Raw genomic sequence first — 17,942 nt, forward strand, 5'->3', positions numbered from 1 at the left:
GGCCGCGTCGGCGAGCCGATCTGATGCGGTGGGACGGGATGGCCGAGCGGGGCTCGGCGTTGAAGCTGCGCTCGGCTGAGCGGGGTTTCACGCTCATTGAGCTGATGGTCGTGGTGACGATCATCGGGCTCGCCTCCGCGGTCGCGGTTCTGGCGACGCCCGATCCGCGCGGGCGGTTGATGGACGAGGCGGCTCGTTTTGCAACGCGGGTGCGCGCGGCGCACGACAGCGCAGTCATCGATGCGAGGCCGGTCAGCGTGTGGGTGACGCCGAGCGGCTACGGCTTCGACCAATGGCGTGGCGGGCGATGGGCCGCGATGGTCGAGAAGCCGCTGCGGGTGGAGCGCTGGAGCGAGGGGACGGGCGCGACCAGCGTCGTACGCGAGCGGGTCACGTTCGACACGACCGGGCTTGCCGACCGGTCACTGACCGTCTCGCTCCGGCGCGACGGGACGAGCGCGAGCGTCGCGATCGCGGCGGACGGGAGCGTTCGTGTCGCGGGTTAGTGTTCGGGACAGCGGCTTCACGCTGATCGAGATCATGGTCGCGCTCGCCGTGTTCAGTCTTGCCGCGCTGGCGCTGATCCGGTTGGAGGGCGCGACGATCCGGTCGACTGCGTTGTTGCAATCGACCCTGCTCGCTCAGATTGTCGCCAAAAACGTGGCAGTGGAGGCGGTGAGCGGCGTGCAGCCGCCGACGCGCGGGCGCGTGAGCGGTGCCGAGCAGAACGGCGGACGCGCGTGGCGTTGGGTCCGCAACGTGCGCGCGATCGGTGACGGCGACGTGATGCGCGTCGACGTGGCGGTCGCCGACCAAGAGGGCGCGGTGCTGGGTCGCGCGACGATGATCCGGCCGCCCGCACAACTGGCGAGCGTGCAGCAGTGAAAGAGGTGCGCGAGGCCGGCTTCACGCTGATCGAGGTCATGATCGCGCTGATGATCTTCGGCATGATCGCCGCCGCGGGTGTCGCGCTGCTGGCATTCAGCGTTCGTGCGCAGGGCGCCGCGGGCGCGGCGCTGGACGATATCGGCGCGATCAACCGGCTGTCGTCGATCCTGACCGCCGATCTGGCGCAGGCGGTCGACCGGCCGACGCGCGATCAGAACGGCGTGCGGCTGCCCGCCTTCGCCGGCGGGTCGGGGCAGGTGCCGATGCTGCGGCTGGTGCGCGGCGGGTGGAGCAACATCGACCAGTCGCCGCGCGCGACGTTGCAGAAGGTCGAATATCAACTGACCGCGGGCGGGATCGAGCGCGTCGGCTATCCCGCGCTCGACGGCGCGGCACCGCTCCCTGCGGCGCTGATCGTCGAGGGGGTGCGGCAGGCGACGTGGCGGTTCCGCTACGCCGGCGCGTGGAGCGATCGCTGGGAGGGAACGCCCGTCGCTGCCTTGCCGCAGGCGGCCGAGCTGACGCTGGTGCGCGACAATGGTGCCGCGTACCGCATGCTGTTCCTGGTCGGCACCGGTTCGCCGCGTGCTCGCGTGAGTGGTGCGCCGGGCGCCAATCCGTTCCCAACGCCGACGCCGACGCCCAATGCGCCGCGGTGACGGTGAGCGCGGCGCGGCGCTGCTGACGGTGCTGCTGCTGGTCGCGGTGATCGCGGTGTTGGCGGCGACCGCGTTGGAGCGATTGCGCGTGTCGACGCGGCTGACCGCCAATGCGGGGGCGCTCGATGCCGCGCGCGGCTACGCTTATGCCGCCGAGACGCTGGCGACGACGCGGGTGACGAGCCTGCTTAGGCAGGCGGGCGATCGTGTCGCGCTGCTGGGCGGATGGAGCGACCGGCCGTTCGGGCTGCCGATCCCCGGCGGCGTGGCGACCCCGCGGGTGCGCGACGGGGGCAATTGCTTCAATCTGAATAGCCTGGTGGTGCGCGGCGACGACGGCACCTATGCCGCCAACAACCAGACGCTGCTGCAATTCCAGCGGCTGATCCGATTGCTGCGGGTACCGGCGGGCGACGCGATCCCGGCGGCAACCGCCGATTTCATCGATTCGGACGACGCCGCTCTGCCGGGCGGGGCGGAGGATGGCGCCTATCGCGGCTATCGCACCGCGGGGACGCTGATGGCGGACGTGAGCGAACTGCGCGCGGTGTCGGGGGTGACGGCGGAGCAATATCAGCTGCTGCGACCGTGGCTGTGCGCGCTGCCGACGGTTGAGCGCGCGACGATCAACGTCAACACGCTGTTGCCGGAACAAGCGCCGCTGTTGGCGATGCTGATCGAGACGGGCGGCGGGGTTGAGGCGGTGCGGGGCGTGCTGCTCAGGCGGCCCGAACAGGGTTACGCCACGACCGATCCGGTGTGGAACGCGCTGTCGCTCGCCGGCGCGGGCACGCCGGCGATGGATGGAAAGGGGCAGACGGGGGTGAAGACCGGCTGGTTCGCGCTGACGATCGACGTGGTCGCGAACGGCGCGGAATTGCACGAACAAGGATTGATCGACGCGCGGACCCTTCCCGCGCGGCTCGTTGCGCGGCAATGGGGAGACGTATCATGACCGCCGCGACGCTCCTTTTCGTGCCCCAGCAGGCAGACCAGCCGTGGCGCTGGTGGCGGTTCCGCGACGGTGCGGACGTGGTCGACGAGGGCGAGGGCATGCCACTGCCCGAGGCGGACGCCGACGCGAGCGCGCCCGTCGTGGCGGTCGCGCCCGCCGATGCGGTGACGCTCCACTGGGCGGCGATCCCGGCGCGATCGGCGGCGCAGGCGGCGGCGGCGGCGCGGATCGTGGTGAGCGACGCGACCGCGACGCCCACCGACCTGCACGTCGCGGTCGGCGAGACACGCGTAGTCGGCGACGGCGAAGAACGCGCGATCGCGGTGGTCGCGCCCGAGCGCATGGCGGCGTGGCTAGCCGAGATGAACGCGCGCGGCATCGATCCGATCGCGATGGTGCCCGCCCCGCTGCTGCTGCCCGAGCCCGAGGAGGGCTGGTTGCGCGGTGAGGTCGGCGGGCAGGCGGTGATGCGCGGGCGCTCCGCCGGTTTTGCCGACGAGGCACGACTGACCGAGCTGATCGTCGGGGATGCCGAGCCGGTGGCGCTGGCGCGCGACGAGGTGTGGCGTGCGGCGGCGAGCGCGGCGTCCGCGTGGCCGCTCGACCTCAGACAAGGGCCGTTCGCGCGGCGGACGCGGAGATCGATCGATTGGGCGCTGGTCAGGCGGCTGGGGCTGCTGGTCGCGATGATCCTGCTCGCGACGCTGGCGATCGATCTGGTGCGGATCGCGCGCTATTCGCTGGGCGCGGACAGCCTGGAGGCACGCGCCGCAGCGGTGGCGCGGCAAGGTTTGCCGCGCGGCAGCGGCGACGGCGATTCGGCGCGGATGTTGGGTGAGCGGCTGTCGCGGCTGCGCGGGCCGGGCAGCGGGTTCAGCCGCACCGCGGCGGCGGTGTACCAGATCGTTCAGGCCGTGCCCGACAGCGAGGTGACCGCGCTCGACTTCCAGCCGACCGGCGCGCTGCGCGTCTCGTTGTCGGTCGCGGGTGAGGGGCAGGCGAATACGGTCAAGACGCAGTTGGAGCGCGCAGGCTTCACCGTGACGAGCGGCGTGTTCCAGCAGGCAGGCGGGCGTTTGTCGGGCGACCTGACGGTGGCCCCATGACGCATCGAACGAGGCGCCCGACCAAGCGGAGAGCGGGGGCATGAACGAGTTGCGCGCCTGGTTTACCGGGCGAAGTTTGCGCGAGCGGCGGCTGATCCTGGTGATGCTGGGATTGCTGGCGGTGACGATCGTGTGGGGGCTGGTGATCCGCCCGGTCCGTAACGGGCTGTCGTCGACACGCGAGCGTTACGCCGATGCGGTGGTGCGCGTGGGGCAAGCGGAGCGCGAACTCGCCGCGGTGAAGGCGATCCAGCGGCGGCAACCGCGCCCGGTGCAACTGCCGCTCGCCGACGAGGTGCGCGCGCGCGCCGAGGCGGCGGGGTTCGCGCTGGCGACGCTTGAGCCCGAAGCGAACGACCGCGTTCGTACCTCGATCGCGACCGCCAAGGCCGGCGCGCTAATGGCGTGGATCGGCAATCTGGAGAATGACGGCGTGCTGGTCGACGGATTGAGCGTGCGCGGCAATGGCGACGGCACGGTGACCGCGCAGATGACGCTGAAGGCGCGAGCCGCGTGATGCGGATACGGTTGACGACCAACCGGCGGACGCTGTTCCTGGCGATGTTCGTGGTGGCGATGCTGGCGCTGCTGCCGCTGCGGCTGGTGCTCGGTTGGGCCGGGCTCGACGATAAGGGATTTGCGGCGCGCGAGGTGCGAGGCAGCGTCTGGTCGGGGCGGTTGAGCGAGGCACGCTTCGGCGATCTGGCGCTGGGTGATCTTGACGCGCGGGTGTCGCCGCTGGCGCTGCTGATCGGGCGTGCTCGGGTGGCGCTGGAAAGCCGCGGCGGTGGTGCGGTGCAGCCACTGTCGGGAACGGTCGAGCTGTCGCGCAACCGCGCGGGCGTGATCGGCGCGACCGGGCCGATCGAGCCGGGCAGCGCCTTCGCGCCGCTGCCGGTCACCGCACTCAACCTGGACGAGGTGAGCGTGCGCTTCGTCGACGGGGCGTGCGAGGCGGCCGAGGGGCGCGTGCGCGCGCAGATCGCGGGAACATTCCTGGGCGCGACGCTGCCGGGTGCGGTGAGCGGAACGGCGCGATGCGACGGTGGCGCGCTGCTGCTGCCGCTGGTCAGCGCGGCGGGGACCGAGGGCGCGGCGTTGCGGCTATGGGCGGACGGGCGTTACCGGGCTGAGTTGACGCTGGTGCCGAGCGATCCGGCGGTCGCGACGCGGCTCGACACCGCCGGATTCGTGGCGAACGAGGCGGCGCGGATGCTGGCGATCGAGGGACGGTTTTAAAAGCAGGCCTGAGCCGTAGCTGCTTCGTGTCGTGCCTGCCCATCCGCGGCTCCTCCCTTGTCACGGAGGGGAGTAGAGGAGGCGGAGCTTGAGGGCGCACTTTGTCGGTTGACGGATTGTTGCGCGCGTGACTAAAGCGCGGGCCTTCGCGGCGACCGTAGTTCAATTGGTTAGAGCGCCGGCTTGTGATGCCGGAAGTTGCGGGTTCAAGTCCCGTCGGTCGCCCCATCAATCTACCCGGCTGGAGCGTTATGGCGAACTGGGGCTTCCCTGATTTCGACGACCACGAGGGCGTACACCTGTTCACCGATCCCGCATCGGGGTTGAAGGCCGTGATCGCGATCCACTCGACCGCGCTCGGGCCGGCAGCGGGCGGCGCGCGCTTCTGGCATTACGCAAGCGGCGTGGGCGCGATCACCGACGCGCTGCGCTTGTCGCGCGGCATGAGCTACAAGAACGCGATGGCGGGGCTGGAGCTGGGCGGCGGCAAGGGCGTGATCCTGGCCGACAAGCCGGGCGCGGTCATCAGCGACGAACAGTTGCGCGCGTTCGGCCAGAAGGTCGAGTCGCTCGGCGGACGTTATGTCACCGCCGAAGACGTCGGCATGTCCGAAGCGCGGATGAAGGTGATCGCGGGCGAAACCAAGTACGTCTCAGGCCTGCCGGTCGCCGAGGGCGCGGCGGGTGGAGACCCGGGCCCGTACACCGCGCACGGCGTCTATCTCGGCGTCAAGGCAGCCGCCAAGCGTGGCCTCGGCAGCGACGACATGCGCGGCGTGCGCGTGGCGATCCAGGGCGTCGGCTCGGTCGGCGGCGGGCTTGCACGCCTGCTGGCGAAGGACGGCGCGGTGCTGACGCTCGCCGACGTCGACACGGCGCGCGCGGAGCGACTGGCGGCCGAGCTGGGCGCGACCACCGCGCCTGCCGACGAGATCCTGTTCGCCGACGCCGATATCGTCAGCCCGAACGCGCTGGGCGCGATCCTGACCGAGGAGTCGATCGGGCGGTTGAAGGCAAAGATCGTCGCGGGCGGCGCGAACAACCAGCTCGCCACCGCGGCGGAAGGGCAGCGGTTGCACGACGCGGGCATCACCTATGCGCCCGATTATGTCATCAACGCGGGCGGTATCATCAACGTCGGGCTAGAATATCTCGGCCACGGCGACGAGGCCGAGGTGATGGCGCGGATCGCACGCATCCCCGAGCGGCTGCACCAGGTGTGGGACGAGAGCGAGGCGACGGGCGATCCCGCGGCCGAGGTCGCCGACCGCATGGCGCGTCGCCTGATCGGACGCTGATCGCCCGCCTGATGCGACCGGCATGGGGCGTGACGCGCGTGCGCGGCTGATCTAACGGTAGCATCGTGCCCGCGCTTCATGCCTTTGCCAATCCCGCGCGTTTCCTGAAGATCGCGCGACCGCTGACGCCGGTGCTGTTTTGGGTGGGCGTCGCGTTGATCGCGTTCGGGGTCTGGGCCGGGCTGACGCGGACGCCGCCCGACTATCTGCAGGGCGAGAGCGTGCGGATCATCTACCTGCACGTCCCCGCCGCGTGGCTGGGGATGGGCGGGTGGAGCGGTATCGCGCTGTCGAGCATCGCGTTCCTCGTCTGGCGACACCCGCTGGCGGCGATCGCCGCGCGCGCGATCGCGGTGCCGGGTGCGGTGTTCGCCGCGATCTGTCTGGTGACGGGTGCGATCTGGGGGCGGCCGACCTGGGGTACCTATTGGCAGTGGGACGGGCGGCTGACCTCGATGCTGCTGCTGTTGTTCGTCTATCTCGGCTATATGGCGCTGTCGCGCGCTGACCGCGAACGCGGCGGGGCGGGCGAGATACCCGCGCTGTACGGGATCGCCGGGTCGGTGCTGCTGCCGATCATCCGTTACTCGGTGGTATGGTGGAGCACGCTGCACCAGGGGCCGAGCATCGGGTTGACGCAATCGACGATCGACCGATCGATCCTGTGGCCGCTGCCGTTCACGCTGGTCGGGTTCACCCTGCTGTTCGCTGCCATCGTGCTGATGCGGATGCGCGCGCTGCTGGCAACCGCGAAGGCCGAGGCGCGACTGCGGCGGCGGGCGGCGGCGTGAACGCCTGGCCCTTCGTGGCGGCCGCCTATGCGGTGACGCTGGGCGGCGCGGCGATTCTGTCGATCGTTAGCTATCTCGCGATGCGGCGCGCGGAAAAGTGACGGCCAAGAACCAGCGCATGGCGCTCGCGGGGGCGGGCGTGCTCGCGATCGCGCTGGCGGCGGTGCTGGCGCTGTCGGGGTTGAAGGATCAGGCGGCGTTCTTCTACGCGCCGTCCGATGTGGCAGGCGCGCTGCCCGCGCCCGACAAGGCGGTGCGACTGGGCGGCATGGTGGCGGATCACTCGATCAAACGCGCGGCGGACGGCGTGTCGATCGACTTCACCGTGACCGATGGGAAGGCGACGACGCCGGTGCGCTTCAAGGGCATCGCGCCCGACCTGTTCCGTGAAAGGTCGGGCGTGGTGGCGGAGGGGCATTTCAACCGCGATGGATCGTTCACCGCGACCAACCTGCTCGCCAAGCACGATGAAAAGTACATGCCGCCCGAGATGAAGGGGCGGATGCACGAGACGAAGACGCTGAAGCGATGAGCGGCACGGCGGAGCAGGGCGGGACGCGATGGGTTATCTGACGCTCGCGCTGCTGGGCGCGGCGGCGTTCGCTGCACTGGTCGCGTTGCGCGTGGCGCGGCCGTTGTGGTCGCTCGTCGGCGCGGCGCTGTTCCTGGGGGCGGCAGGCTATGCGTGGCAGGGCCGGCCGCTGCTGACGAGCGCGGATGCGAGCCCAAGGATCGACGCGGCGCCGATCGAACCCGAGATGATCGCGCTCCGCGCCAGCATGCTGGGCAGCTACACGCAGGATGCGGCCTATCTGATCGCATCGGATGCGATGACGCGCAGCGGCGACCCGGCGGCGGCGGCGCAGGTAATGCTGGGCGCGGTGCGCAAGCTGCCGAACAGCTTTATCGCCTGGACCTGGTTGGGGACCACGCTTGCCGGAGTGTCCGAGAGCGGTGCAGCCGGCGCGAGCGCGGCAGGGCCGGTGCAGCCGCCAGCGCTGCTCGCGTTCCGCCGCGCTGCGCAGCTCGCACCCGAGCACCCGGCTCCGCCCTTCTACGCCGGGCTGGCCTATGTGCGGGCGGGCGATTTCGCGACGGCGCGGGCATATTGGCGACGCGCGTTCGCGTTGTCACCGCAAGGAGCGTCGTATCGGCGTGAGATCGGATTGAGGCTGGCGCTACTCGAACGTCTGCTCGCCAGCGGCGCTATACGCTGACGCGGGGCGACGCGGCCCCAGATGGCGGCCGCGTCGCGTCGGGCACGTTACTGGCCGCGGCCGGTCTTCGCCTGCAATTCGTCGATCTTCTTCGACGCGTCGGCCTTGGTCAGCGAGTCGTCGAACTCCTCGTGCGCTTCTTCGCTCAGCGTCTTCAAGTAGCTTGCCTGCGCGCCGGTCATCGCCTCGCCGCCGGTCGTCCAGTCGTCCGGATCCTTTTCGGCATTGCTGAACGGTTCAGACTTGGGATTGGTGTCGCTCATCAGGTGTTCCTTTCGCCGGGCCGAACGCTTCGTGTTCGCTTCCTGTTCCGCGTTGCGAGCGCAGGGGGACAGTGCTAGGCGCGGCGTCGCAATGGGGACAATGACGGACGTGGCCGTGACCTCGGTTAGAACGGCGCTGGCGTGAACACCGAGGATCCCGCGTCGCGGACACAGCTGGGCGGCACGCACCAACCACATGCGCGCGACGGGCTGGTGAAGCTCGCGCTGGGGGCGATCGGCGTCGTGTACGGCGACATCGGAACGAGCCCGCTCTACGCGATGAAGGAGGTGTTCGTCGGACACCATCCGCTGACGGTCGATCAGCTCCACATCTTCGGCGTCGTCAGCCTGATGTTCTGGTCGCTGATCTCGATCGTGACGGTCAAATACGTGCTGATGATCCTGCGCGCCGACAACAACGGCGAGGGCGGCAGCCTGGCGCTGCTCGCGCTGATCCAGCGGCGATCGCAGTCGGGCAAGCGTTGGGGCACCAGCCTCGTCATGCTCGGCGTGCTGGCGACCGCATTGTTCTTCGGCGACTGCATGATCACGCCCGCCATTTCGGTCCTGTCGGCGGTCGAAGGACTGGCGACGGTCGAGCAGGGGTTCGACTCGTTCGTGCTGCCGATCGCGGTGACGATCATTATCGCGCTGTTTTATCTCCAGTCGATCGGCACGGCGAAGGTCGGGCGGCTGTTCGGCCCGATCATGCTGGTCTATTTCGTCGTGCTGGCGGTGCTGGGGCTGATCCACATCGCGGCGCGGCCCGACATTCTGTGGGCGCTGAACCCGATGTGGGCGGTGCGCTTCGCCGCGAACGACGGGCGGCTGGCGTTCCTGGCGCTCGGCTCGGTCGTGCTGTGCGTGACGGGGGCGGAGGCGCTCTACGCCGACATGGGGCATTTCGGTCGTCAGCCGATCTCCTGGGCGTGGCTGGTGTTCGTGTTCCCTGCGCTGATGCTCAACTATCTCGGGCAGGGCGCGCTGCTGCTGGCGACGCCGTCCGCGGCGGAGAACCCGTTCTTCCTGATGGCGCCGGAGGATTGGCGCCTGCCGCTGGTCATCCTGGCGACGATGGCGACCGTGATCGCGAGCCAGGCGGTGATCACCGGTGCATATTCGGTGGTGCAGCAGGCAGTGCAGCTCGGGCTGATGCCGCGCATCCGGATCGAACATACCAGTGCGTCGGAAGCGGGACAGATCTACATTCCGAGCGCGAACTGGGCGCTGCTGGTGATGGTGTTGCTGCTGATCTTCGGCTTTGGTGAATCGTCCAACCTTGCCGCAGCCTATGGCATCGCGGTGACGGGCACGATGTTCATCTCGACCTGCATGGTCGGCGTGCTGATCCGGCGCGTGTGGCACTGGCCGCTCTATGCCGTGATCGCGTTCGAGGCGATCTTCCTGACCATCGACGGCCTGTATTTCGCGTCCAACCTGACCAAGGTGCCCGACGGCGGCTGGTTCCCGCTGATGATCGCGAGCATCGTGTTCCTGCTGCTCACCACCTGGTCGACGGGGCGCAAGCTGATGCTCGAGCGGATGCGCGAGGCGGCGATGCCGATCAAGATCTTCATCGATTCGGCGGCGAGCTCGGCAACGCGCGTGTCGGGAACGGCGGTGTTCATGACCTCGACCCCCGAGGGGGTGCCGCCGGCACTGCTCCACAATCTGAAGCACAACCGCGTGCTGCACGACCGGGTGATCCTGCTGACGGTGCGCGTCACCAACATGCCATATTTCCCCGAGGAGGACCGCTTCCTCCACGAGGATCTGGGTCAGGGCTTCCACCGCGTGATCCTGCGCTACGGCTTCATGGAGGAGCCCGACGTGCCCGCGCATCTGAAAGGCTTCGGCGGGTGCGGCGCGGAGTTCCGGATGATGGAGACGAGCTTCTTCCTGTCGCGTCAGACGCTGCTCGCATCGGAACGGCCCGGCATGGCGGTGTGGCGCGAGAAGCTGTTCGCGTGGATGCTGCGGAACGCGGAAAGCGCGATGGAATTCTTCCGCCTGCCAACCAACCGCGTGGTCGAACTGGGAAGCCAGATCGAGATATGAGCGGCGCTGGCGAGCACGGCCAGGATCAGCCAGCGGGGCTGAACGCGCCGATCATCGTCACCGCCCTCTTCGCACATCCCGATCAGGCGTGGTTCGACCAGCAACGCCGCGCCTATTTTCCGCCCGAGCGCAACCAGCTCGACGCCCATCTGACGATGTTCCACCATCTGCCGCCGAGCGTCGCGGCCGAGGTCAAGCGGCGGCTGAGCGAGGAAACGCGGCAGGTCCGCGCGCCCGACGCGCGTGTCGGCGGGTTGATCTCGCTGGGGCGCGGGGTCGCCTACCGGATCGAGAGCCCCGACCTCGTGGCGCTGCGGGCGCGGCTGGCAGAGGCGTTCACCGGGTTGCTGACACCGCAGGACCAGGCCGGCTGGCGCCCGCACGTGACAATCCAGAACAAAGTCGAGCCCGCCGAGGCGAAAAAGACGCTCGCCGTGCTGCAGGCAGGCTTCGCGCCGCGTCGCGTGCAGGTCGCGGGGCTGGCGGCATGGTGGTATCGCGGCGGTCCGTGGGAGCAATTGTCGGTGCACAAGTTCGGCGCTTGACGCGATCTTCGCGGCTGCTATAGCCCGCGCCTCGCAGACGCTCCGGTCGCTTCATGGCGGAGTAGCTCAGCTGGTTAGAGCACGGGAATCATAATCCTGGGGTCGGGGGTTCAAGTCCCTCCTCCGCTACCACCGAGAGCGTTCGGCGAAGACCTCCTTGGGAGGGTGTTGTTGCGAGAGCGACGACACCCCCCAACGAGGATTGGACCTCGATCGTCCATGCCCCATCATTCAACGGCGTGAGCGTAACCTGTTCGATCAGGTCGCGCAGGCGCGTCATGACTTCGTGACCATTTGCCGCGGGCGAGCGAATCGACGCGGCCAGCTGCCGCACCTTGGTGCGGTAGGCGTCGATCACGCGCGGATTGAGTGCGATCACCGGACCCGCGTCAGCTTCCTCCTTCTGACGGCGTAGCGCCTCGCGCTCGGCCTTGCGGGCGATCATCGCTTCGCGGATCTCGACAAAGTCGACGCCTCCCTCGGCGATCGCCGCGACCAGGCGCGTGATCGCCTTGTCCAGCGTGGCGATTTTGCGGTCGATCGACTCGGTTCGCTTCCGCATCGATGCTTGCTCGTCGGCAATCGCAGCGTGGTACCGGTTGACCAGGTGGCTGACGGCCTCGGGTGCGAGCAAGCGTTCGCTGATGCCAGCGAGGACGCGCTCTTCCAGCTCGTGCCGATCGATGCGGGCGGCAACGTCGCAGGTACCGGCCTCGCGATGGCGCACGCAGCCGATGCGCGTGCGGTTCACGACGACCATCGATCCGCCACAGCAGCCGCACTTCACCAAGCCAGTCAGCAGGTGCTTTGGTCGCACGTGGCTGACCAGCGGGCCGGTCGAGCGTAGGTCGGCTTCGTCCTGGACCTTCTGCCAAGTCGCCTCGTCCACGATCCGCAGGTGCGGCATATCGACGTAGGTACGGTCGTTGGCAGCGTTGTTGCGAGAGAGCCGCTTTCGCGTCTCAGGATCGCGGACCATCCGCACGCGATTGTACAGAAAGCGCCCGCCATAAATCGGGTTGTGCAGCAGGCCGAGCCCGCGCGATCGCGACCCGTAGATCGAAGACGCCCGCCACTCACCGCCGCGAGGCGAGGGGATGCCATCGGCATTTAGCCCATGCGCGATCGCCTTGGGGCTGCGGCCGGCGAGATACTCCGTGTAGACCCGGCGGATGATCTTCGCCTCGACCTCGTTGATCCGGCGCTGACCGCGGTCGAGTTCGCCTTTCGCGTCCAGCGCCGCCACCACCTCGTAGCCGTAAGCCAAGCCGCCGGGAACGCGGCCGCGTGATACGGCGCCGCGTTGTCCTCGCCGGATCTTCTCAGCGAGCTTCTTCAACTCAAGGCTATCCATCGTGCCTTTCAGCCCGATGTGCAGTTCGGTCACCTCGCCGACGCTGAGCGCCCACAGGCGGACGCCGGCGAACGCCAGCCGCTTGTAGATGCCGGCTATGTCCTCGAGGTCGCGCGCGGCGCGATCGAGATCCTCAACGATCACTATGTCGAAGGAGCCGGCAGCTGCGTCAGCAAGCATCTGCGTCATTCCCGGGCGCCGGTTGTTGGCGCCCGAGATGGCGAGATCGGTATAGACGTCGACGACATCCCAGCCTTCACGCGCGGCGCGTGCACGGCAGTCGCGGACCTGGTCCTCGGCTGAGGTAGCGCTCTGCTTGTCGGTGGAAAAGCGGGCGTAGATGGCACAACGGGGCATGGACGACTCCGGCAGTCAGTGGATTGCCGAACATCCTCGGCCGCCATCTCGCGGGCAATCGCCTCGACGAGAGCTTTTATTCCCGGCGTCATGGACTGCACTCCAGCTTCGCGGTCTCATAGGCGGCGACCAGGTCATCCCAGGCACCGCGGAAGCCGGCGGTGTCAGGGTGACGCTCTTTCGCAAGACGGCGGTAGGCTGCATCGACATCGCGCCGCGTCGCGTCGCGGCTCGGCAGCTCGAGCACGATCCACCAATCGCGGACCGAGGCCGCACCCGGCGCCGGCAGCGCGGCATGCCCGGCGAATGCCTGTCGCAGCGTCGCGACACCCCAGCGCTCCTGCCCGCGCAGCGCCTCGATGTGCGCGGCGATCGCCGCGATGTTACCGGGCACCGTGTCCCAGCGATCGCAGGCGAGGACGTGCGCCCGGCCGTCGAGGTCGAAGTAGAACGCCACGCCGGTGTCGGCCGGATCGCGCTTGCTCACGTTCTGATCGCGCGTGCCCGCCGCGGTGAAGCGGATGTTGGTCGACAGGATCATGTCGGTCGTGCGCCACGGCTTGCCGGCGCGACTCATCGCGTGGAGCTGCTGACGTAAACGCCGCTTGGCGGCCGTGTACGTGATCGGGCGACCATCGTGTCGGAACGCCGCCGGCGTCGGCGCCGGTGTCCGCGGTCGACCTTCCGGCCAGCGCAACGGGTAGCCCGGCTGGATCTCTGGCGCGCTCATGCCGGCACCTTTGCGGAGGTAACGCGCAACAGATCGTCGCTGAGCGGCTGCCGCCAACCGTCCCCGTGCAGCAGCCAGAGCCCGAGTATTTTGTGGAGCATGAACGCCTGCTCGTCTTCAGCCCGCGCCTGGAGAGGACCGTCGGCGCCGTTGAATTCGCCGGCTCGCCGATATGCGTGAGCGAGTGATCCGAGCTGAAAGCACATCAGACCCAAGATGTCGCGTAACGGCTCCGACAGCGGCGAAGTGAGTGCAACCGCGGGCTCAACGGCGGCGATCAGCAGTCGGATCGCATCCTCGGCTTCGCTATATGTGCCGTCACCTTCACCACGGAGCACCGCATTGCCCGCCGCGATCGCCGCCTGTTGCGCGCTGATCTTCATCTGCTCGGCCGCACTCATTCTGCGGCCTCGGCTGCTGGGGTGGTGGCATCGTCGTTCGCTGGGTCGGTCGACGTCGCCGCGCCGGTATTCTGGCTCCAATCGTCGCGGCTGGCGTATGTCTCGGTCACGTCAGCGGCGTCGTAATTCGCGATTAGGTCGAGCCAGCTGTCGACAAAGCCTTCGCCATCGTCGGTGACGTAGCCGCCGTCTTCCTCGCGTATCCACACGTCGCCTTCGATGACGACGACCGCCGGCGGGTCCATCGCCTCGAGCTCGGCCGCGCGCGCCTCGGCGCGGCTATCGGCGTCGGCCGCGGCGGCGAGCTGCGCGACATACTCGCGCTCGGCCGCGGTCGCCTGCGCCGCGACCTCTACATCGCTGACGAAGATCGTCACCGGTACCAGCCAGCCGTCCACGCCATCCTTCCGGTCGCGCTGCTCGCGCGCTTGCCAGCGATCGGGCCAGTATGCTCGACCCTGCCAACGCGAGCCGGCGAATGGGCCGATAGCGAGGCGGCGAGCCAAGGTGTCGACCGCGGCCGCGCGCTCGCGTGCGGCTCGCTGCTCGGAGGTCTCGACCGGCCCGGCCACGTGGTGCACGGTCGGGTCGACGGCTTGCCTCTGCTCGGCGTCGACCAAGATCCAGCGGGGCCAGGCGATCAGCTCGCCCTTGGGATCGATGCCGACGACGACGCGCGCGGCGATGCGGTTGTTGCGGATGGTGTTCCACACGCGATCACTACGCCAGGTATCGACCAGGACGTAGCCGTTCGGAGCGGTCGGCTTCACGTTCGCCCCCCAGCTTTCGAAACGCAGCCCGGGCACCAGCACGTACCCTTCGATCGACGGTGACCAAGCGGAATTTTCGCGCAGCGTCGCGATCAGATCGGCCGCGCGGTGATCAGCCCATGCCTGCGCCAAGTCCTTCAGGATCGACGGCGTAAGCAGCATCTTCTTCTCGCCGACCGGCGTAAAGAGATCGTCCTCGTACTCACCGCCGCTCTTCTCGTAGCTGTCAGCGCCGACGAAGCGAAACAGCGGATCGTCGGTGTCCATCGAGCTTTTGGCGAGATCTCCGCGGATGTGCGATGGCTGGTGCGACCAGGTTGACCCCGCGCCCTTGCGGTGGCTGGTGTAGACCTTCGCCTGCCGATCCTTGTCCTGCGTGGTCGCATAGGCCATCGCCGCGTCGAGCGTGATCTCCCGATCGGCGAGTCCCTGCAGCACCGGCTCGGCCAGCTCGGCGAGGCGCAGGCGCTGCTTCACCAGCCGCTCGGTAAAGCCGAAGCGCTTGGCGAGGCTGGCGGGCGAGTGGTGGCCGGTGTCGATCAGCGCCTTGAAGGCAACAAATTCGTCGACCGGCGACATGGTGCGCTGCTGCAGGTTCTCGGCCAGCGACAGTTCGACGGCCAGCTCGGCGTCTCGGATCAGCACTGGTACCGGGAAGCGATCGTCAACGGCGCCGCGCTCGTAAAGCAGCTGGAGCGCCTGCAGGCGGCGCCCACCTCCGACCACGAATACGCGGTCGGCGTCCTCGGGCCAGTCGCTGCGGTAGCCTATCAGCGACGAGAGCAGGCCGTGCGCGGTGATGTCATCGGCGAGCGTCTCGACATCTTCGTCGACGCGCGTGTGGCGCACGTTCTCGGGCGCGCGGCGCAGAAGGCCGAGCTGGATAGGCTCCGGCGACGATGGCACGATCGTCGCGAGGGGCTTGGCGGCGGCAGATCCTTTCTTCATGACGGGTACGTCTCCGGCTTGTGGGAAGCCGCACCGGCAGGTCGAAGTGTCGGCATGGCTGGATCGGGGAAGGGAGTCGCATCCGGCCGGCTCCCCGAACCGGTCGGCTGTTGCGTGAAGAGGTCGCGTTGCGCGTGCTCGCGCTGCCAGTCGGCAAAGGCGGCCGTGTGCCTCTTGCAGAGATCCTTCCCCGCCGCCGGCGACGTGGCGCAACTGCTGCACACGTAGGCGTCGCAGGTTCCCGAGCGCTTGCCCGGTACCTTCCAGTCGCACTGCAGCGTCGCGCGCGCGCCGCATGCGCAGCGGCGCCGCGGGCGGTGCCCGCCGCACACGAAGGCGAAGCCGCCACCGTCAAGGGGGACGCGCTCGCACATTACTGCACGACCTCGTACTGCTCGATGTCGGCTGGGTGGCCTGCCTTCGACCAGGTGCAGCCGAAGCGGCCGTCCGCAGGCCACTCGTGCGGGGCGTCACCGGGGCGGTCACCGCGCAGGATCACGCGGACGCGCCTGCCGATCGCCTCGGTCGGGAGGTAGCCCGGGTTCGGCGACACTAGCGATCTCCACCGTTCGCGCGAAGCACGTCACCAGCGAGGCTGATCATGCTCTCGTCAGGCGTACAGAAGGCGCCCTCGGCCGAGTGCTCGAAGCCTACGAGGCAACCAATGTCGCCGGGCCCAAGCTTGTCTGATGCGATGACGACGATCTCGTCACCGCGCAGCTCGAGCCTGAGATCTGACGGCCGAATGTCCAACAGCCACGAACGCGAGCGCGCGATAAGCATCGCGGGTATGCCATCAAGCTCAGCTTGCGTGATCGGCGGTCGAAAGTTGTCGGGAGCCGGTAAAGTGCCGACCTCAATGTCTCGGTAGAAGAGCTTGAGCTTCCGCATCAGAACACCGCGCGCAGCAGCTGCAGCGCGTGATCGGCGGTCCAAGCGATCGACCAGCCGAGCGGCAGGCCGGCGATGATCTGCAGGCAGACCTTGTCGAGCGAGGTCAGCTGGTAGCGATCGGTGCGCCACGGCTCGCAGCAGGCGCCGCGGCAATCAATCGGGTGAATGTCAGCAGGCATCACAGGCGGGGCTCCTTGTGGAGCAGCTCGCGCAGCACGGTGAACGCGCAGGCGGCTGCGATGATGGCGAAGAAGAAGGCAATGTCGGTGCGGCCGTAGATGACGGCGCCGCCGGCCATTCCGACGAACACAGCGCCGGCGCTGAGTGCTGAGCGCGCATAGGGCGTCATGCCGCGGCTCCGATCGGCTCAGCTGGTGCCGCGAAGGTAGTGCAGACAGGGCAACGGTCAGTGCGCAACCATTTCAGGTGCGACGGAATGATGTCGCCGGGTTGCGAGCCGCAGAGCGCGCACAGCACGGGCGCTACGCTGATCGGCATCTGTCCGCGCGCGATCGCGTCGAGCAGAGCGAGAGCGTCCAGATCTAAGCTAAAGACGATCCGGAGCGCGACGATCGTCGAGAACGACGCCGGCGCGACGTCGGCCTCGATCGACTTCAGCAGGTCAATTCGGTCGACCTCGCCAAGTCGAGGATCCGTACTCAGTCGAGCGGCGACTTCATCGATGGAAAGGCCGGCTACCCAGCGGCGCGCGCGCAGGTACGCGCCGGGCGTCAGAACCTGTAGCTGCGATTGATCGTTGGACACGGCAGGCCTCAGACCGCGAAAAGCCGTTCCCGAAAGCACGAGGCGAGCGGGGCGGCGGGTAGTGGGTGGTAGTGGGACGCAGCAGAGCGGCTCAGATCACGGCGGCAGCTCTGCCTTTGCCTTCTGCGCGCGGAGCGTCGCGATCACGTCGCCGAATGCGCCATAGGCTTCCTCAGTCTCGCGCAGCGCGTGATCGATCGCTTTGGGGTCGCTGCCGGCGGCGATCGCGGCCGCCATGATGGCGGCCAGCGCCTCGCCGCTTTCGCGCGCGGTGACCTGGGCGTGGCGGCCGATCGCGGCCGCGTCGGCGAAACGCTCGGCGCTGGCCTCCTTCAGCAGCAGGCCGACGGTCTCGTAGAAGGGGAAGGTCGGGTCACCGGCCTCGCGACAGGCGAGGTCGAGCAGGAGCATGTCGCGTACGGTTAGCTGCTCGCGGCGATCGTGATCGGAGAGGCCGCGCAGGTAGCCCTGCTCGCGGCCGGTCACCTCCGCGGCGCGATCGATGCCGAGGTCGCCAAGTACACGGTAGAGCGTGTTCTCGATCGACACAGGCGGGCGCTGCTTCGTCATGCCGCACGCGTCCGAAAATGCGGCGCCGATCGCTGCATACGGCCGGCGCCGGGAGTGTCACATGCTGAAGCTCGCAGACTGACACTACTCGCGGCGGCTGGCACCACGTTCCGACCGGTCTGCGAGCGGCCGAA

General features: G+C 68.6%; 24 protein-coding genes and 2 tRNA genes. 15 read left to right on the plus strand and 11 right to left on the minus strand.

What is annotated here, in order from left to right; genetic code table 11:
- The first annotated feature begins 23 nt into the window (after positions 1-23).
- The 12 genes from Q0579_RS06895 (at position 24) to Q0579_RS06950 (ending at position 8,153) form a co-directional block, all read left to right on the plus strand.
- On the plus strand, positions 24-506 hold the full coding sequence (locus tag Q0579_RS06895; protein WP_298810459.1) for a GspH/FimT family pseudopilin: 483 nt from the start codon (positions 24-26) through the stop codon (positions 504-506).
- A complete protein-coding gene (gene gspI, locus Q0579_RS06900; protein WP_298810461.1) occupies positions 493-885 on the plus strand; it encodes a type II secretion system minor pseudopilin GspI in 393 nt (130 codons plus the stop codon). Before Q0579_RS06895 ends, gspI begins: the two co-directional genes overlap by 14 nt.
- A complete protein-coding gene (gene gspJ, locus Q0579_RS06905) occupies positions 882-1,547 on the plus strand; it encodes a type II secretion system minor pseudopilin GspJ (RefSeq protein WP_298810464.1) in 666 nt (221 codons plus the stop codon). Before gspI ends, gspJ begins: the two co-directional genes overlap by 4 nt.
- The gene (gene gspK / locus Q0579_RS06910; protein WP_298810467.1) at positions 1,534-2,502 is read left to right on the plus strand and encodes a type II secretion system minor pseudopilin GspK; all 969 of its coding nucleotides are present in this window, start codon (positions 1,534-1,536) and stop codon (positions 2,500-2,502) included. The genes gspJ and gspK overlap by 14 nt, the downstream gene beginning before the upstream one ends.
- The gene (gene gspL, locus Q0579_RS06915) at positions 2,499-3,608 is read left to right on the plus strand and encodes a type II secretion system protein GspL (RefSeq protein WP_298810468.1); all 1,110 of its coding nucleotides are present in this window, start codon (positions 2,499-2,501) and stop codon (positions 3,606-3,608) included. The genes gspK and gspL overlap by 4 nt, the downstream gene beginning before the upstream one ends.
- A gap of 40 nt (positions 3,609-3,648) precedes the next feature.
- On the plus strand, positions 3,649-4,125 hold the full coding sequence (gene gspM, locus Q0579_RS06920) for a type II secretion system protein GspM (RefSeq protein WP_298810470.1): 477 nt from the start codon (positions 3,649-3,651) through the stop codon (positions 4,123-4,125).
- Positions 4,125-4,847 (plus strand): type II secretion system protein N, encoded by a 723-nt coding sequence (gene gspN, locus Q0579_RS06925; protein ID WP_298810472.1) that lies wholly within the window; start codon positions 4,125-4,127, stop codon positions 4,845-4,847. Before gspM ends, gspN begins: the two co-directional genes overlap by 1 nt.
- A gap of 151 nt (positions 4,848-4,998) precedes the next feature.
- A tRNA-His gene (locus tag Q0579_RS06930) sits at positions 4,999-5,075 on the plus strand.
- Positions 5,076-5,098: 23 nt separating this feature from the next.
- Positions 5,099-6,145 (plus strand): Glu/Leu/Phe/Val dehydrogenase dimerization domain-containing protein, encoded by a 1,047-nt coding sequence (locus tag Q0579_RS06935; RefSeq protein ID WP_298810473.1) that lies wholly within the window; start codon positions 5,099-5,101, stop codon positions 6,143-6,145.
- A 65-nt stretch (positions 6,146-6,210) separates the two neighbouring features.
- The gene (ccmC, locus tag Q0579_RS06940) at positions 6,211-6,936 is read left to right on the plus strand and encodes a heme ABC transporter permease CcmC (protein ID WP_298810475.1); all 726 of its coding nucleotides are present in this window, start codon (positions 6,211-6,213) and stop codon (positions 6,934-6,936) included.
- 97 nt (positions 6,937-7,033) lie between these two features.
- A complete protein-coding gene (gene ccmE / locus Q0579_RS06945) occupies positions 7,034-7,468 on the plus strand; it encodes a cytochrome c maturation protein CcmE (RefSeq protein ID WP_298810476.1) in 435 nt (144 codons plus the stop codon).
- Positions 7,469-7,496: 28 nt separating this feature from the next.
- Complete coding sequence (locus Q0579_RS06950; protein WP_298810478.1) at positions 7,497-8,153, plus strand: hypothetical protein; 657 nt, start codon at positions 7,497-7,499, stop codon at positions 8,151-8,153.
- A gap of 47 nt (positions 8,154-8,200) precedes the next feature.
- On the opposite strand, the gene Q0579_RS06955 is transcribed toward Q0579_RS06950, so the two are convergent.
- Positions 8,201-8,416 carry a DUF3072 domain-containing protein gene (locus Q0579_RS06955; protein ID WP_219768628.1) on the minus strand — a complete coding sequence of 72 codons (216 nt, stop codon included), beginning with the start codon at positions 8,414-8,416 and terminating at the stop codon, positions 8,201-8,203.
- Between the two features lie 174 nt (positions 8,417-8,590).
- On the opposite strand from Q0579_RS06955, the gene Q0579_RS06960 reads away from it, so the two are divergent.
- The 3 genes from Q0579_RS06960 to Q0579_RS06970 all read left to right on the plus strand — a co-directional run bounded on the left by Q0579_RS06960 (position 8,591) and on the right by Q0579_RS06970 (position 11,151).
- A complete protein-coding gene (locus Q0579_RS06960) occupies positions 8,591-10,474 on the plus strand; it encodes a potassium transporter Kup (RefSeq protein WP_298810513.1) in 1,884 nt (627 codons plus the stop codon).
- Positions 10,471-11,019 carry a 2'-5' RNA ligase family protein gene (locus Q0579_RS06965; RefSeq protein WP_298810481.1) on the plus strand — a complete coding sequence of 183 codons (549 nt, stop codon included), beginning with the start codon at positions 10,471-10,473 and terminating at the stop codon, positions 11,017-11,019. The genes Q0579_RS06960 and Q0579_RS06965 overlap by 4 nt, the downstream gene beginning before the upstream one ends.
- Positions 11,020-11,074: 55 nt before the next feature.
- A tRNA-Met gene (locus tag Q0579_RS06970) sits at positions 11,075-11,151 on the plus strand.
- Here the strand turns inward: Q0579_RS06970 and Q0579_RS06975 are convergent.
- From Q0579_RS06975 to Q0579_RS07020, 10 genes are all read right to left on the minus strand, one after another.
- Entirely contained in the window at positions 11,108-12,730 is a 1,623-nt protein-coding gene (locus Q0579_RS06975; protein WP_298810516.1) for a recombinase family protein, read from the minus strand. The genes Q0579_RS06970 and Q0579_RS06975 overlap by 44 nt on opposite strands.
- An 88-nt stretch (positions 12,731-12,818) precedes the next feature.
- On the minus strand, positions 12,819-13,460 hold the full coding sequence (locus Q0579_RS06980; protein WP_298810484.1) for a J domain-containing protein: 642 nt from the start codon (positions 13,458-13,460) through the stop codon (positions 12,819-12,821).
- The gene (locus tag Q0579_RS06985) at positions 13,457-13,861 is read right to left on the minus strand and encodes a hypothetical protein (RefSeq protein WP_298810486.1); all 405 of its coding nucleotides are present in this window, start codon (positions 13,859-13,861) and stop codon (positions 13,457-13,459) included. The genes Q0579_RS06980 and Q0579_RS06985 overlap by 4 nt, the downstream gene beginning before the upstream one ends.
- Positions 13,858-15,579: a ParB/RepB/Spo0J family partition protein gene (locus tag Q0579_RS06990; protein ID WP_298810488.1), complete on the minus strand. Its 1,722-nt coding sequence runs from the start codon at positions 15,577-15,579 to the stop codon at positions 13,858-13,860. Before Q0579_RS06990 ends, Q0579_RS06985 begins: the two co-directional genes overlap by 4 nt.
- Before the next feature lie 373 nt (positions 15,580-15,952).
- Positions 15,953-16,132, minus strand: a complete 180-nt coding sequence (locus tag Q0579_RS06995) for a hypothetical protein (RefSeq protein WP_298810490.1) — start codon at positions 16,130-16,132, stop codon at positions 15,953-15,955.
- A complete protein-coding gene (locus tag Q0579_RS07000; protein ID WP_298810492.1) occupies positions 16,132-16,470 on the minus strand; it encodes a hypothetical protein in 339 nt (112 codons plus the stop codon). Before Q0579_RS07000 ends, Q0579_RS06995 begins: the two co-directional genes overlap by 1 nt.
- Entirely contained in the window at positions 16,470-16,652 is a 183-nt protein-coding gene (locus Q0579_RS07005) for a hypothetical protein (RefSeq protein WP_298810494.1), read from the minus strand. Before Q0579_RS07005 ends, Q0579_RS07000 begins: the two co-directional genes overlap by 1 nt.
- Positions 16,652-16,822: a hypothetical protein gene (locus tag Q0579_RS07010; protein ID WP_298810499.1), complete on the minus strand. Its 171-nt coding sequence runs from the start codon at positions 16,820-16,822 to the stop codon at positions 16,652-16,654. The genes Q0579_RS07005 and Q0579_RS07010 overlap by 1 nt, the downstream gene beginning before the upstream one ends.
- Entirely contained in the window at positions 16,819-17,238 is a 420-nt protein-coding gene (locus Q0579_RS07015) for an XRE family transcriptional regulator (RefSeq protein WP_298810501.1), read from the minus strand. The genes Q0579_RS07010 and Q0579_RS07015 overlap by 4 nt, the downstream gene beginning before the upstream one ends.
- A gap of 96 nt (positions 17,239-17,334) precedes the next feature.
- Positions 17,335-17,808, minus strand: coding sequence for a hypothetical protein (locus Q0579_RS07020; RefSeq protein ID WP_298810504.1), 474 nt, complete (start codon positions 17,806-17,808; stop codon positions 17,335-17,337).
- Between the last annotated feature and the right edge of the window lie 134 nt (positions 17,809-17,942).

Source organism: uncultured Sphingomonas sp. (assembly GCF_936927845.1).
In the GTDB taxonomy this organism is placed as follows: Bacteria; Pseudomonadota; Alphaproteobacteria; order Sphingomonadales; family Sphingomonadaceae; genus Sphingomonas.

What these genes read in the sequence shown, in the direction of transcription:
- Q0579_RS06895 (WP_298810459.1), top strand. Translation starts at nt 24, where the DNA reads ATGCGGTGGGACGGGATGGCCGAGCGGGGCTCGGCGTTGAAGCTGCGC.
- gspK (WP_298810467.1), top strand. Translation starts at nt 1,534, where the DNA reads ATGCGCCGCGGTGACGGTGAGCGCGGCGCGGCGCTGCTGACGGTGCTG.
- gspL (WP_298810468.1), top strand. Translation starts at nt 2,499, where the DNA reads ATGACCGCCGCGACGCTCCTTTTCGTGCCCCAGCAGGCAGACCAGCCG.
- gspM (WP_298810470.1), top strand. Translation starts at nt 3,649, where the DNA reads ATGAACGAGTTGCGCGCCTGGTTTACCGGGCGAAGTTTGCGCGAGCGG.
- gspN (WP_298810472.1), top strand. Translation starts at nt 4,125, where the DNA reads ATGCGGATACGGTTGACGACCAACCGGCGGACGCTGTTCCTGGCGATG.
- Q0579_RS06935 (WP_298810473.1), top strand. Translation starts at nt 5,099, where the DNA reads ATGGCGAACTGGGGCTTCCCTGATTTCGACGACCACGAGGGCGTACAC.
- Q0579_RS06950 (WP_298810478.1), top strand. Translation starts at nt 7,497, where the DNA reads ATGGGTTATCTGACGCTCGCGCTGCTGGGCGCGGCGGCGTTCGCTGCA.
- Q0579_RS06955 (WP_219768628.1), bottom strand. Translation starts at nt 8,416, where the DNA reads ATGAGCGACACCAATCCCAAGTCTGAACCGTTCAGCAATGCCGAAAAG.
- Q0579_RS06965 (WP_298810481.1), top strand. Translation starts at nt 10,471, where the DNA reads ATGAGCGGCGCTGGCGAGCACGGCCAGGATCAGCCAGCGGGGCTGAAC.
- Q0579_RS06975 (WP_298810516.1), bottom strand. Translation starts at nt 12,730, where the DNA reads ATGCCCCGTTGTGCCATCTACGCCCGCTTTTCCACCGACAAGCAGAGC.
- Q0579_RS06980 (WP_298810484.1), bottom strand. Translation starts at nt 13,460, where the DNA reads ATGAGCGCGCCAGAGATCCAGCCGGGCTACCCGTTGCGCTGGCCGGAA.
- Q0579_RS06985 (WP_298810486.1), bottom strand. Translation starts at nt 13,861, where the DNA reads ATGAGTGCGGCCGAGCAGATGAAGATCAGCGCGCAACAGGCGGCGATC.
- Q0579_RS06990 (WP_298810488.1), bottom strand. Translation starts at nt 15,579, where the DNA reads ATGAAGAAAGGATCTGCCGCCGCCAAGCCCCTCGCGACGATCGTGCCA.
- Q0579_RS07000 (WP_298810492.1), bottom strand. Translation starts at nt 16,470, where the DNA reads ATGCGGAAGCTCAAGCTCTTCTACCGAGACATTGAGGTCGGCACTTTA.
- Q0579_RS07005 (WP_298810494.1), bottom strand. Translation starts at nt 16,652, where the DNA reads ATGCCTGCTGACATTCACCCGATTGATTGCCGCGGCGCCTGCTGCGAG.
- Q0579_RS07010 (WP_298810499.1), bottom strand. Translation starts at nt 16,822, where the DNA reads ATGACGCCCTATGCGCGCTCAGCACTCAGCGCCGGCGCTGTGTTCGTC.
- Q0579_RS07020 (WP_298810504.1), bottom strand. Translation starts at nt 17,808, where the DNA reads ATGACGAAGCAGCGCCCGCCTGTGTCGATCGAGAACACGCTCTACCGT.